Annotated in this window: 13 protein-coding genes; 8 read left to right on the top strand and 5 right to left on the bottom strand. The window is 63.5% G+C overall.

The genetic code is table 11. From position 1 onward, the window contains the following. Positions 1-391 precede the first annotated feature (391 nt). The gene (locus ACVOLQ_RS21310) at positions 392-919 is read right to left on the bottom strand and encodes a WG repeat-containing protein (RefSeq protein WP_481529230.1); all 528 of its coding nucleotides are present in this window, start codon (positions 917-919) and stop codon (positions 392-394) included. Next, the gene (locus tag ACVOLQ_RS21305) at positions 916-2,616 is read right to left on the bottom strand and encodes an alkaline phosphatase (RefSeq protein ID WP_481529229.1); all 1,701 of its coding nucleotides are present in this window, start codon (positions 2,614-2,616) and stop codon (positions 916-918) included. Before ACVOLQ_RS21305 ends, ACVOLQ_RS21310 begins: the two co-directional genes overlap by 4 nt. A 151-nt stretch (positions 2,617-2,767) precedes the next feature. On the opposite strand from ACVOLQ_RS21305, the gene ACVOLQ_RS21300 reads away from it, so the two are divergent. From ACVOLQ_RS21300 to ACVOLQ_RS21270, 7 genes are all read left to right on the top strand, one after another. Further along, positions 2,768-4,099 (top strand): dicarboxylate/amino acid:cation symporter, encoded by a 1,332-nt coding sequence (locus tag ACVOLQ_RS21300; RefSeq protein ID WP_313173820.1) that lies wholly within the window; start codon positions 2,768-2,770, stop codon positions 4,097-4,099. A 310-nt stretch (positions 4,100-4,409) separates the two neighbouring features. Next, entirely contained in the window at positions 4,410-4,943 is a 534-nt protein-coding gene (locus ACVOLQ_RS21295) for a hypothetical protein (RefSeq protein ID WP_481529228.1), read from the top strand. After that, positions 4,940-5,581: a hypothetical protein gene (locus ACVOLQ_RS21290; RefSeq protein ID WP_481529227.1), complete on the top strand. Its 642-nt coding sequence runs from the start codon at positions 4,940-4,942 to the stop codon at positions 5,579-5,581. The genes ACVOLQ_RS21295 and ACVOLQ_RS21290 overlap by 4 nt, the downstream gene beginning before the upstream one ends. Before the next feature lie 47 nt (positions 5,582-5,628). Further along, complete coding sequence (locus ACVOLQ_RS21285) at positions 5,629-7,032, top strand: adhesin (RefSeq protein WP_313173818.1); 1,404 nt, start codon at positions 5,629-5,631, stop codon at positions 7,030-7,032. A 143-nt stretch (positions 7,033-7,175) separates the two neighbouring features. After that, positions 7,176-7,877 carry a C39 family peptidase gene (locus tag ACVOLQ_RS21280; protein ID WP_313173869.1) on the top strand — a complete coding sequence of 234 codons (702 nt, stop codon included), beginning with the start codon at positions 7,176-7,178 and terminating at the stop codon, positions 7,875-7,877. A 12-nt stretch (positions 7,878-7,889) separates the two neighbouring features. Continuing rightward, a complete protein-coding gene (locus ACVOLQ_RS21275; protein WP_481529226.1) occupies positions 7,890-8,657 on the top strand; it encodes a hypothetical protein in 768 nt (255 codons plus the stop codon). Positions 8,658-8,706: 49 nt separating this feature from the next. Beyond that, positions 8,707-10,041, top strand: a complete 1,335-nt coding sequence (locus tag ACVOLQ_RS21270) for a transporter family protein (RefSeq protein WP_481529225.1) — start codon at positions 8,707-8,709, stop codon at positions 10,039-10,041. A 54-nt stretch (positions 10,042-10,095) separates the two neighbouring features. Here ACVOLQ_RS21270 and ACVOLQ_RS21265 read toward each other — a convergent pair whose 3' ends face one another. The 3 genes from ACVOLQ_RS21265 to ACVOLQ_RS21255 all read right to left on the bottom strand — a co-directional run bounded on the left by ACVOLQ_RS21265 (position 10,096) and on the right by ACVOLQ_RS21255 (position 13,016). Continuing rightward, complete coding sequence (locus ACVOLQ_RS21265; protein WP_313173816.1) at positions 10,096-11,427, bottom strand: sigma-54 interaction domain-containing protein; 1,332 nt, start codon at positions 11,425-11,427, stop codon at positions 10,096-10,098. Positions 11,428-11,632: 205 nt separating this feature from the next. Further along, complete coding sequence (locus ACVOLQ_RS21260; RefSeq protein ID WP_481529224.1) at positions 11,633-12,376, bottom strand: C40 family peptidase; 744 nt, start codon at positions 12,374-12,376, stop codon at positions 11,633-11,635. Positions 12,377-12,482: 106 nt separating this feature from the next. After that, positions 12,483-13,016 (bottom strand): C40 family peptidase, encoded by a 534-nt coding sequence (locus ACVOLQ_RS21255; RefSeq protein WP_481529223.1) that lies wholly within the window; start codon positions 13,014-13,016, stop codon positions 12,483-12,485. 110 nt (positions 13,017-13,126) lie between these two features. Between ACVOLQ_RS21255 and ACVOLQ_RS21250 the strand changes: the two genes are divergently transcribed. Beyond that, positions 13,127-13,606, top strand: coding sequence for an FKBP-type peptidyl-prolyl cis-trans isomerase (locus tag ACVOLQ_RS21250; RefSeq protein ID WP_313173815.1), 480 nt, complete (start codon positions 13,127-13,129; stop codon positions 13,604-13,606). The last annotated feature ends 144 nt before the right edge of the window (positions 13,607-13,750 follow it).

Genomic DNA, 13,750 nt, shown 5'->3' with positions numbered 1-13,750 from the left:
GTTGTGGTGTTTCTGCGTGGCTGCCCCAGCGTTTTCGCCCGGGTTTTTGACTTGTGGGTGGGGGGGGCCTTTGACATGGCGCGGGGGGGGGGGGCGCCGGCCGCTCCCACAACACCCACAAATCACACGAGCCCGAGCTGGGGCCGTGGTGTGTCAAGACGGGTGGTGGATGGTGCTGGCGGCCATGGTAGAGCGGAGCCATGCTTCGCTGCGGGACTACCGGTGGAGCCCCTGCCGAGCATGGCTTGGCACTACGTTGCAGCGCCACCGGGTTTTGCAGGAGCGGCGTCAGCGGCGAAGCAGATGGTCTGTCAGTTTGCGGGGGGGCTGGTAGTTCAATGGCGTTGGCTTCGCGGCTGACGCCGCTACCACAAGGTCCTGCAAACCCAGCTCAGGGCAGGATATTGCCCTGGCGGTCGATGCGGTAATGCTTGCCGCCTTCAATGGCGGTGTGGCCGCCTGGGTCGGGTTTGCCTGGCGCGCAGCCCTGGCAGACTTCGGCAATGCCGTCCTTGAATGGCCAGCCCCAATCGAAACGGGCGGCGAAAGCAGGCTGCAGTTGGCGGTCGTAGTAGCCGATCTGACCATCGACCATGGAACGGGTCAGGCCTTCCTCGAAGTAATCCGGGCCGTTGTCGTAGGTGATCACCGGCAGATTGCGGCCGTCGCGACGCAGGTAGTAATGCTGCTTGCCGGCGATGATCGCGGTCAGCCCATCGGCATCGTATTCAAGCTGCGCCAGTGCCGTTTCGGCGACGATCAGCCTGCCATCGCCGGTCCGCTTGCAGCCTTCCAGGATCTTGAACGCATCGGTGTCCATCCGGTAGCAGGCCTCATCGGCCAACGCGATTGCTGGCACCGTGGCCAGTGACAGCAATGCTGCCACTGGCCAGCCGGCACGTTGCCGGAGCAGACTCACTGCGCCTTGCGCTCGAACTTGACCGGCTGCGGCAGCTCGACCGGTACGCCGTGCGCGTCGCAGGTGCCCAAGGCGCACAGACGTTCACGCAGGCGCGGGGTGGACTGCACGATCAGGTGGTAGATGGTGTTCTGTTCCATCGTGCCGCGGACTGCCTTGCTGCCCGGGCCACGTGCCCAGATGCCGACGTCTTCGCCGCCGTGCGATTCGCTCTTGGACGGCACCAGCGCTTCCTGCATGTAGTCCGGGTGCTCGGTGTCGACATGGGTCAGGTCGGGGCGGCCGTTGGCGGTCTCGAAGCTGCTCGGCGAATGCGGGAAGCGCTTCGGGCCGGCCGGCTGCTGGTTGCTGGCACCGGCGTAGCCCGGGCCATTGGCATAGCTCAGGGTGGTGTAGGGCATGCCCATGCCGTCGCGGGCCAGGTCCAGTGCGCCCATGCCGTCTTCGCCGCCCTTGTCCTTGACCTTGCCGAGGATGGCGTTGCCGCGTGCCGGATAACCGACGAAGTTCAGCGTATGCGAGTGGTCGGCGGTGACGATGATCAAGGTGTCCTCGGCCGAAGTGGCATCAACCGCAGCCTTGACCGCGTCGGACATGGCGATGGTGTCGCCCAGTGCACGGGCGGCGTTGCCGCTGTGGTTGGCGTGGTCGATGCGGGCGCCTTCGACCATCAGCACGAAGCCTTTCTGGTGCTTGGACAGGTTGGCGATGGCGGCGCGGGTCAGTTCGGCCAGCCAGGGCTCGCCGGCACGGTCCTTGGCGCGGTCCTGCTCGTACTGCATGTGATCCGGTTCGAACAGGCCGAGCAGGGCCGGGGCATTGGCGGCGGCCTTGAGCTGGTCGGCGTTCCACACATAGGCGCCCTGCGGATGCTTGGCCTGCCATTCGGCGACCAGGTTGCGGCCGTCCAGGCGCAGGCCAACCTTGTCGGCGTACTCGGGGTCCTGCTCGTTGATGGTGGTGAACTGGCCGCGGCCGCCGCCCAGTGCAACCAGCGGGCCCTGGCCGTAGCGCGCGGTGGAGATCAGCTGCTGGGCGATGTCCACGCAGCCGGCGGCCTTGGCGGCTTCCGGCAGGTCGGTGTCGTTCTCCCAGTTGCGCTCTGGCGAGTGCGCGTAGGTTGCCGCCGGGGTGGCGTGGGTCAGGCGGGCGGTGGAGACGATGCCGGTGGCCATGCCGGCGCTGTCGGCCAGCTGCAGCCAGGTCAGCAGGCCCTTGGGCAGGCTGTCGGCACAGTTGTTGCGGCTGCCGGCGCTGACGCCGATGGCACCCATGTGGCTCTTCACGCCGGTGGTGATCGCGGTCATGGTGCCGGCCGAGTCGGGGGTCTGCGAGTCGGTGTTGTAGGTCTTGCTGAACGCAGTGGCCGGGAAGCGCTCCCAGGACAGCAGGTTCTCTTCGCCTGGCTGACCCTTGCGCTGGCCTTCCAGGATGCGCGCGGCGGCCACCGTGGTCAGGCTCATGCCGTCGCCCAGGAACAGGATGACGTTCTTGGCCTTGCCGGCCATGGCGCCATTGCCGGCGGCACGGGCGGCGCCATCGCGGTACCACCACTGCGGGGTTTCACCGTCCGGACGGGTGATCTGGGGGACGTCAACGCTGACCGCGTTGGCCGGGCCGGACTGGGTACCGGTGCTGGCACAGGCGCCCAGCAACAGGGTGGACAGGGCGGCGGACAGGAAACTGGCTTTGTGCATCGTGGTTGTTACCGCTGGATGAAGGCAGGCCGCCATTATGGTCAAGCGTGGAAGGCATGCATATGACACGCAGCTTTTCTGTGTGGGCATCGTGCTGGCTGGGGCCTTGCGCTATCGTGGGAACCTTCGATTTGTTCTCCGGATTGACGATATGAATGTGGTTTCTGCCTGGCTGCGGATCCCCTTCTGGCAGCGGGTGGTCGGCGGCTTCGTGCTCGGCGCGCTGGCCGGCTGGGCGCTGGGACCGGCGGCTGAGACCTTCTTTGGCCCGCTGGGCGAGCTCTACGTCACCCTGATCAAGATGATCGCGGTGCCGCTGGTGTTCTTCGCGGTGATCAACGCCATCGGCTCGCTGCATGGGCAGAAGTCGGTGGCTGCGCTCAGTGGCCGCACTTTCCTGTGGTTCGTCATCACCGCCGCGTTTGCGGTGGGTATCGGCCTGCTGGTGGGTACGGTGATGCAACCCGGTACCGGTGGCCTGAAGTTGGCGGTGGACTCGACCTACACGCCGCGTGATGTGCCGTCCGTCGCCAAGGTGCTGATGGATGTGGTGCCGTCCAATGTGTTCTATGCGCTGGCCGGTATCGGCACCAAGGCCAATGCGGCCGGTGAGCAGGTGCTGGCGGCCGGACGCGGCTCGATCCTGCCGGTGATCTTCTTTGCTGGCCTGCTCGGCTTTGCGATGGTCAAGCTGGGCGAGAAGGTCAACGAAGCGCGCAAGCTGGTTGGGCAGATGAGCGAGATCATGATCCAGGTGACCCGCTTCGTGCTGGAGATGACCCCGCTGGGTACCTTCGGCCTGATCGCCGGCCTGGTCGGCAGCTATGGCTTCGAGAAGCTGCTGCCGCTGGGCAACTTCGTGCTGGCGCTGTATGTGGCCTGTGCGTTGCACATCGTCATCGTCTACAGCGGCCTGTTGCTGGCCCATGGCCTGAACCCGTGGAAATTCTTCCGTGGTGCGGCGCCGGGCATGCAGGTGGCGTTCGTGGCCTCGTCGAGTTTTGCGGCGATGCCAGTGGCGATGCGTTCGATCAGTGACAACCTCGGCGTCAACAAGGATTACGCCTCCTTCGCGGTGCCGTTGGGCGCCAGCATCAAGATGGACGGCTGCGGCGCGATCTATCCGGCGCTGTGTGCGGTGTTCATCGCCCAATACACCGGCGTGCCATTGACGCCGGAACAGTACGTGATCGTGCTGATCGCCTCGGTGCTGGGCAGCTTCGGCACCGCCGGTGTGCCGGGCACGGCGGTGGTGATGGCCACGGTGGTGCTGAGCGCAGCCAACCTGCCGCTGGAGGCAATCGGTTACCTGTACGCCATTGACCGCATCCTCGACATGATGCGCACCATGACCAATGTCACCGGGCAGATGGTGGTGCCGGTGATCGTGGCCAAGGAGACCGGCCTGCTTGACCAGCAGGTCTACGATGCGGCTGGCACGCCGGCGATGGGAGCAGGTGCAGGCGGACGTCCCCCGGAATAGCGCGGCGATTGCCGCTTGTGATCATGCAGAAGGCCGGCATTGCCGGCCTTCTTGCTGTGCGCGTCGCGTGGCTTGTAGCAGGTGTAACAACTGTCTGTAACAGGGCTGATACAGCGGCGTGAAAGCCGCATCAGACGTGGCTTTTGCGGTTTTCCGCGGGGCACCATACGCCAGCCGGGATATCCGCAATGCTGTGACAGGGATACACCTGTAACGCCTCTTGCAGAATTCAACCTTCTGTTTTTAAAGGAAAATTCAGCTTGGCACGGTTGCTGCTCTCTCACTCGCGTTGGTACGAGTGGACGACGCAATGGACAGCTGGACCCTACATCGTTATGCCGCACTGGTTGGCCTGTTGCTGATCAGTACCGCCGCCAGCGAGGCGGCCTTGGCTTCGGGAGCGCGGCAGGGCGTGAAAGCCCAGCCGGGCGAGATCGTGCTGCTGCGTGACGTGTCGACACGACCGGCTTATCGCATGGCCCCCCCGGGGATGGCGTTGATAGCCGATCCCTCGCCGCGCAAGGAGTTGGGTTCAGCGCTGGGCGCCGGTGGCATGAGCGAACTCAGTGACGATGATTATGCGGCGATGGGCTCCGGCATGGCCGACAGCCAGATGGCCGGGCATGGCCAGACCACGGTCGAGCGGGTGACCACCGGCGTGGTGGGCGGCACCCTGGGACGGGTGGCGGGCGATGATGGAATGTTGTCCGGTGGCCAGCTGTCACGCGCGATTGGCGGTCCGATGGGGGCCGTGGGCGGTGCCACGCACGGTATAGGCGATCAGGTACGCGGGGCCCTGGCCCAGTTTCCGTTGGGCCAGCCGTCCGGGCAGGGGGGCAAATGAACACCGCAATCCTTCGCCTGTCGGCCGTGGCAATGGCGCTGGCAGTGGCAGTCGTCGGCACCGCTACGGCGCAATCGCAGGGCGACAGCTATACCGGCATGTTGTCCTATCTGTCCGCCGATACCCGCATCGACGGCAATGCCTTGGCCGGGGCAGACGGTTCGATCAAGGTCAACCAGGCGGCGGGGGAGCTCAACCTGCAGGCCAACCTGCACAGCATGGCCAATGGCGCGCATGCATCGGCGACTGCGCGCAGCCTGCAACTGCGACAAGCCAACAGCTTCAATTCACCGATGCAGGCCTCGGCCACCATCGGCGGCAATGCGCTGGCCGGTGCCAGCGGCATTGCATCCATCAATCAGGCCAGTGGTGGTGGCAACGCGTCGTTGAACGCCGTCACCGCGACACTGGCCGCACAGGGCATACGCGAGGCAAGTGATGAGGCCATGACTTCATCCGAGGTACTCGCGTCGGCGGGGGGGCAGTCCATCGTCACCGACCCACGCGCTACCCGCAGGGTAGGTGTGGAGGCATCCGCATTGCGCGGATTTGACGGTGTGCTGCAACTCAATCAGATCGCGGGGTCCGGCAATGCAACGGAGAACAGATTCAGCATCTCCGTGCAGGGCACCCCGTGAACACAGTTCCATCCACCCGATGCATCAGAAAACCTGAAGAGGGCACCATGAAAGCGAATAAATGGACAGTACTCGCCATGGCGGTAACCGCATTCACCATGAGTGCGGCTGCCAATGCGGCGGACAACCAGAACGCGAGCGCCAACATCGATCACCAGCACAACGTGAACGAGACGCGTACGCACACAAACACCAACACCAACACCAACGTCAATACCAACGTCGATACCGACATCGACCTGAAGTTGGATGCCGCAGCCCGCCTGCGCTACAGCGATACGCGTTCCAACTACGAGTCCAACAAGACCGTAACCGAGAACGTGCAGAAGACGTCCAACATCTCTGCCGACGAGCGCAAGGAAAAGAACAACCACGGCGTGGACGTGAACCTTGAGAAGGACATGCGTCTGAGCTCGGACGTGAACTTCTCCGGCGACCCGACCATCACCGGCAACATCGACCTGGATTCGGCCGCGATTGCCATCATCGACAACCGCCAGTCGATCTCCAACAACCACGCCGAGAACGGCCTGTTGAGCAACGATGCGTCGATTGCAGATGACGTCGGTTCCGATGCCTCGGGCAACCTGGGCTTCAACGTCGCCGCCGGTGACAACAACGCCCAGGACAATGCAGCTGCGCTGTCGGCAGCCGATGCCTCCTTCAGCTTCGGCATGGCGGACGCGGAAGTGTTCGTCAACCAGAGTGGCATGAACAACACCACCATGAACTACGGCGTGACCAACGCTGCAGGCGTGGGCGGCAATGCCTTCTCCGGGGCCAGTGGCAACATCGGTGTGAACGTCACCTCGGGCAACAACAACGAGCAGAAGAACGCTCTGGCTGCCTCGGTCGCCACCAGCGCCTATGCCACCTCGAGCATCAGCTCCAACCAGGTGTCTTCGGGTAACCAGGTCGACAACGATGGCTACTACGACTACCTGGTGAACAGCTACTCGATCAGCATGAGTGGCAAGGTTACCGGCACCACCAAGGGCACCGGCACGGGTACCTATACCGGCACCGGCAACTCCTACCAGAAGACCAACTTCTACCCGGATAACTGGTCCGGTGATTCGCATCCGGCCGGTGACCAGACCGGTCACTCGGATTGGGACAACCAGACCCAGGGTGCTGTCGCCAACCCGAACCGTCCGGGCGTGGGTGGCATGGCATGGGACACCGACGAGAAGGGCACCACGAGCTTCTCCGAGATGGGCACCGCTGACCTGACCGCGAGCTTGAGCGGCAAGGTGATCGACATCGATTGGATCGCGGTTGATGCGACCAATACCGCCAGCCTGTCGGGCAGTGCGTTCTCCGGCGCGTCGGGCAACATCGGCGTGAACGTGTCCTCCGGCACCGGCAACCTGCAGGCCAACAGCCTCGCGCTGGCGGTGGCTCAGCCGTCTACCGGTACCCCGGGTGGTGGCGGTGGCAACGAGCCGTAACCGGAGGCGTCATCCCAGTGGGTGACGCACCTGCTCCGCGCAACAAGCCCGGCCATCCGCCAATGACCGGGTTCCGGGAGCCCCCATTCCTCTCCCCCAGGAGGGGGGCTCCCACCTTCTGGCGCTCTGGAGGCATGACGCTCATGTTCTGTCGCTCGTTGCTGTTGGCTTGTGCGTTGAGCTTGGCCCCGGGCCTGGTGCATGCGGGCGAGGTGGCGTTCAGCAGTGTGCTGCCCAACGGGGCGTTGTACAGCGGCAAGATCGAGAGTATGAAGGAGCGGCGGTTTCGCCACCTGGTGCGGCAGCAGACCGATTACAGCTGTGGGGCGGCGGCATTGGCGACGATTCTCAAGCATGCCTATCACCTCAATACCGACGAGGCGACGGTGATCGAGGGCATGATGGGGGTCGCTGATCCGGAATTGGTTCGGCAACGCGGTTTTTCGTTGCTGGATATCAAGCGTTACGTGGAATCGTTGGGCATGCGCGGTCGCGGTTACCGGATCGATGAAGACCGGCTGATGACCCTGCGTGTTCCCAGCCTGGTGTTGATGGATGTACGCGGCTTCCGCCACTTCGTCGTACTCAAGCAGATACGCGATGGCATGGCCGAGGTGGCTGATCCGATTCTGGGCAATCGCGTGGTGCCCATGGCAGAGTTCCTCCAGTCCTGGCCCTCGCGCGCGGTGTTCGTGGTGATTGGCAGTGACTTCGACCGCAATACGGTGCTGTTGCAACCCAGTGAGAGGCCCAGTGCACGCGCGCTGTATGCACGCCAAGGGGCCAACCCCATTACCGATGCAGAACTGGTCGATTTCGGTTTCAGCCATGCTGACCTGTTCTGAAGGAGTGCTGTGATGAACGTAACCAGGTTCGCCCTGCTGGCCTTGGCGCTGGGTATCGCGCTGCCGGCAATGGGTGCGGAAAATCAACAGAAGCCGGGAAAAGGCCTGCACGAGATACCGGACCCGGAACTCAACCTGATGCGCGGCCGCTACACCGTCGGTGGCAATGCGGTGGCCTGGTTCGGAGTAACCATGATTTCGACATGGCAGACCGCGACTGGCCAGAACCTGCAGGGCACCATGAAGCTTGGCATGGACTTCAGCAAAGGTGGCAATGTGCCGAAGGTGAGCTTCACGCCCAGCGTCAGCATCACCGATGCCAATGCGCCATTGCCCGATGCAAGCGGGCGCAGCATTGATGGCAGTGGTTTGAACAATGTGGCCGGTGTCAGCCAGAGCGTGCAGATAGCAGGCGACGGCAACCGCGCCAGCAATGTCATGCACCTGAACGTTCGCAATGACGGCATCGTGCCAGCCAACACCGGGTCGGTGGCTGGCAATGCCACGGCGCAGTCGGGCGATGCCAGCGCGGTTGCCAGCTTCGACGGCAATGCGGCGCGCCTGCAGTTGACGATCCAGGGCCAGGGTGCCGTGCAGCAATGGTTGCGCAGCGGCAGCGTCGGTCAAGGCATCCAGCTGACAAGTGACGGGCAGCTGGTCAGCAACCGGCTGCAGATTGATCTGGTGAGGGAGTCGATGGCAGGGAACCTGCCTTTGGCCCAGAACGTGGCACAGGCCATCACGCTCAATCGGGGGATTGGCGGGATAGGCGGGCAGTGAGCGCGTGCCTGGCACGTGCTTTGGCGAGTCCAACGTAGAGGAACGACCAATGAAACGACTGGCGATGGCGGCGCTGGTGAGTCTGACTGTTGCTTCACCACGGGTGATGGCGCAGGAGGCGGAAACCGGCAATAACGATGCGGAAGATGTCAGGGCCCTGGTGGCACAGCTGGAGGCATTGAAGGCCAGTTATGCGCAGGAAGTGCGGCGCCTGCGCGAGCTGGACATGCAGGTACAGGCAATCCAGGCACGGGTCAGCGGCAAGACGGCACAGGCCTTGCCCACCCCGCCGGTAGCGGCGGGTACAACGCCTGCAGTGCCTGCGCCGCCGCAAGCGGCTACGGCTACGGCAGCGGCACCGCCAGCGGGCGCTGAAGGTTATGCCAGCAGTGCAGCGGAAGCGCAGGAAGCCAAGGAAGCGGCGCGGCGCAGCGTCGATGACGTCAAACAGCAACAGTCGGCGCTGTTCAACCAGAAGCTCACCCTGGAAAACAGCCTCACTTACGCCCGCTATGATCGCAAGCAACTCACCCTCAACGGCTTCCTGGCACTGGATGCGATCTTCCTGGGCAACATCGCCATCGAAAACGTCGAATCCGATTCGCTGACCTACAATTTCGCCGCGCGCTGGGGCGTCAACCCGCGTCTTACCCTGAATCTGGACGTGCCGTACATCGCCCGCAAGACCATCTACCAGAAGGGCGGGGCGGGCGGTTCGGCGGCGGCCATCGCGCAGGAGGAAACCCATGGCACGGGTATTGGTGATGTCACCGTCAGTGCCAATTACAAGCTGTTTGGTGAACGCGGCTGGCGTCCCGAGACGGTGCTGACCGGCGGTGTCACCGCGCCGACCGGGCGCGAACCCTATGGGCTGGACTGGAAGGTGATCGAACGCGACGACGACGACTTCATCCGTTTCGCGGTGCCGTCCAAGCAGCCGACGGGCAACGGCCTGTGGCAGGCGAACATCGGCTTGTCGGCGGTGAAGAGTGCCGATCCCGCGATCCTGTTCGGCAATATCGGTTATGTGCGCTCGTTCAAGCGCAGCTTCGACGATATCGATGCCAATCCGGACACGATCAATCCGGGTGAGGTGAACCTGGGGGATTCGTATTATTTCGGTGCCGGTGTGGCGTTTGCTTTCAACGAGCGCACCAGCCTGAGCATTTCCTTCAGTGATCGCATGAGTGCGCGTGCCAGCACACGCTACAAGAACGGCAAGTGGATGAAGGTGATCGGCAGCGATGGCAACGCGGGCACACTCAATCTCGGGGTGACCTATGCGCTGACATCCAAGGCCACCTTCGTCAGCATGTTGGGCATTGGCCTGACCCCTGACGCCCCTGACTTCACCTTGGCCTTCAAGTTGCCTTACATGTTGTGAGAGCGCAGGGTTGAAGATTCACCGATCAGGGGAGGCGGCGCTGCGTGCGGAAGGTCAACGCAGCGCCTCCAGTTCCAGCTGGTGCTTGCGACACATGCGGTAGATGGTGACCCGCGACACCTTCATCAGGCGCGCGCAGGCACTGATGTTGTATTGGCTTTGCTGCAGGCAGGACAGCAGGGTTTCACGTTCGGCGTGATTGCGCGCCTTGTTGAGCTGGGCGCCGTCCGTGGACAGATTGAGTTCCAGGTCCGCGCTGCTGATCAATTCGCCTTCGGCAGTGATGGCCGCACGTTGGACCCGGTTGAGCAGTTCACGCACGTTCCCCGGCCAGGGAAAGCGATCCATGGCCTGGCGTGCCTCGGTGGTGTAGCCGCGTGCGCGGGTGGGGTGGCGCATGCGGAAGTTGCGCAGGAACTGGCGGGACAATAGTTCGATATCGCCATCGCGTTTGCGCAGCGGTGGCATGGCCAGGCGCAATACGTTCAGGCGGTAATAAAGATCGCGGCGGAAGCGGCCTTCTTCCACCGCGCGCTCCAGGTCAACGTGGGTGGCAGCGAGGATGCGCACATCCACTGGAATGGGCTGGTTGCTGCCGACCCGTTCGATGGTGCCTTCCTGCAGTACCCGCAACAGGCTGGTCTGTGCGTCCAGCGGCAGGTCACCGATTTCGTCGAGGAAGACGCTGCCGTTGTGGGCGGTTTCAAACAGGCCCTGGCGACGACTGGTGGCGCCGGTGAAGGCGCCGCGCTCATGGCCAAACAGCTCTGACTGGATCAGTGTGGAGGGAATGGCGCCGCAGTTGATGGCCTGGAAGGGCTTGCCATTGCGTGCGGAGAGGCGGTGCAGCGCATGTGCTGCGACCTCCTTGCCGGTGCCGGTTTCGCCGGTGATCAGGACGGGCAGATCCACCGGAGCGTACTTGCGCAGGGTGGCACGCATGACCAGCATTACCTCGCTCTCGCCAAGCAAGGTGTCCAGCGCGTCTTCGCTGGCGGCCCGCGGCACGTCGTTGCTCAGGTCGTGCAGGCCGCGCAGCAGTTCCTTGAAGTCGGGCGGATGCGGGAACTGCTGCTGGCACGCCGCCAGCAAGGGATGGTGAGAGGTGTGCCCGTTCCCATCGGTGGCGGGGGTGATGGCGAACAATGGCATGTGCTGATGAGCGGCGGTCAGCTTGCCGATGCGTTCCAGTTCGCTGTCCGAACTGGTACGGAAATCGATCAGGCCAACCACCGTGTCACCGCCGCGCATGCCTATGTCGGCGGGCTGTTGGGGAAGTACCGTTCGCACTTGCCAGCCATCCGCAGCCAGCATCACTTTCTCTCTTGCCCCCGGATTTCCAAACCAGATCACACAACGTGTACTTGACATTTGTGCTGCCGCCATGTCTGGTCACCTCTCCATTCGCGGCAACGATATACCCCTGATTCGCGCATGCGCAATCGTATTCGCGCACTTTCTTGAGGGCCGCGTTGGATACTTACGCATTAACTTTTGTGCACTGTGGGTGACGGTTCTAGCGCGCCCACGCGGCAATAAAAAAGCCGCAACCCGAAGGCTGCGGCTTGGCAGGTAGGTGCCGGCAGGGCGCTTATAGCGCCATGCGACGTGCCTGCATGAACTTGTCACCCCAGTAGCCGCTGAGCAGGGTATCGGTGCGGACATCCTTGCCGGTGCTCGGGGCATGCAGGAAGCGGCCTTCGCCGACATAGATGCCGACATGGTCGACGCGGCCCTTGCGGCCGAAGAACACCAGGTCGCCGGCGGCCAGCGCCGAACGGTCGTTGATCAGTTCGGCATTGGCCTGGCTGGCCATCTCGCGCGATACGCGCGGCAGCTCGACGCCCAACGCGGTGCGGAATACGTAGCCGACCAATCCGCTGCAATCAAAACCGGCGTCCGGCGACGTGCCGCCCCAGCGATACGGGGTGCCCAGTAGGGTCATGGCGCGGCGTAGGATCGATTGCACCTTGCCGTCGGAGTCATTGGCCAGCGCGGCCTCGGTGGCGGCGGAAACGCCCTTGGAGGCGTCGTAGGCGGAAATCAGGCGGCTGAGATCGCCGGCGAACATCGCCGAGCGGTCCATCAACGGAATGGTGTCACTGGCTGCCAGATGCGGCAGGAGGGCGGCGAGGGTTGCGGTAGCAGCGCTGTCGGCCTTGCTGCGTGGCGCCTCGGTCTTGGCTGCAGCCGGCTTGGCGGCTGCGGCGGTATCGGCGCTCTGGGCGAGGGCCGGCAGGCTGACCAGGGCCAGGGCTGCGGCGCACATCAGGCGACGGAGGGTGAGCGTAACAATTGTTGGCTGGCTCGGATGGGACGTGTTGTCAGTCGTCACGCGGCAGTCACTGAAAAAATTCGATGGGCGATCATGCCCTGTGAAACGTGTGGATAGGTACAAATTTCGTTAAATAATCGTTATTTTTCGCGAGGAATGTCTCGTTTTACCGTAATACCCGCTTCGCACCGGTGTAATGATCGCGCCAATAGGCCCCATCCAAATGATCCAGCCGCACGGTTCCGCCGGTGCTGGGGGCGTGGACGAAGCGACCTTCACCTACATAAATACCTACGTGCCAGACATTGCCCTTGTTGCCGAAAAAGACCAGATCACCGGCGGTGAGGCGATCAGTGGGGATTTTCGGGCCCTGGATGGCGGCCAGTTCGCGCGAGGTGCGCGGCAGGTTCAGTGCCAGCATGTCCCGATAGACATAGGTCACCAGGCCGCTGCAGTCGAAGCCGGACTCCGGGGTGTTACCGCCGTAGCGGTAAGGGGTGCCGACCAACCCCAAGGCACGCATCAGTATCGAGGCGGCTGCGGCGGGGTTCGCAGGGGCAACCGGCGAGTAATTTCGTGCCGGATCGGGTACGGCGGCCCGTTTGGGCGGGTTATGCCCGCAGGCGCTCAGCAGTACGGCAGTCAGGAGCGTGACTGGCAGCGGCCACGTGCGGATGCGGAGAACTGGCGTGATGTGCATGGAGCCCGGATAATGCGCCACCTTAGAAGGCCGTCATCATGGCGGCGTCCCCGGCGGCCGACAAGCCGTCCCAACGTCTGCCAGCGGGCAGCCATTTATCAGAGTTGCGCATGAAGATCGAAAAAGACCGCGTCGTCCGTTTCCACTACACCGTCTCCGAAGTCGGCCAGGAGCCGATCGAAAGCTCCAAGGACCGTGATCCGTTGGCCATCCTGATCGGCCACGGCAACATCATCCCGGGCCTTGAAACGGCGATGATGGACAAGGAAGCCGGCGAGAGCTTCGGCGTTGACGTGAAGTCGGCCGATGCCTATGGCGAGCGCCGCGAGGGTATGACCCAGCGCGTGCCGAAGAAGCACTTCGGCAAGACCCCGCTGGTCCCGGGCACCCAGGTGATCCTGCAGACCAACTTCGGCCCGCGTGCGGTCACCGTCGAGAAGGTCGGCATGACCGTGGTTGACGTCGACCTGAACCACCCGATGGCTGGCAAGGACCTGCATTTCGACGTGGAAATTGTCGAAGTGCGCGAAGCCAGCGAGGAAGAAGTGCAGCACGGCCACGTGCATGGCGACGGTGGTCACCAGCACTAAGCGATTGCCGCAAGGCAATGCAGCAGCAGAACGGCCCGCTGACGCGGGCCGTTCTGCGTTGTGGGGCTGGTCCAATGTACTGCGCACCCAAAAACACAAACACACATAACCCAATCACCACAGCCCCCCAACGCAGAGCCCTAA

The sequence above is a fragment of the Stenotrophomonas sp. STEN031 genome, assembly GCF_056759975.1.
Note: the sequence above shows the minus strand (reverse complement) of the source record. Positions and strands in the feature narration are given on the sequence as shown.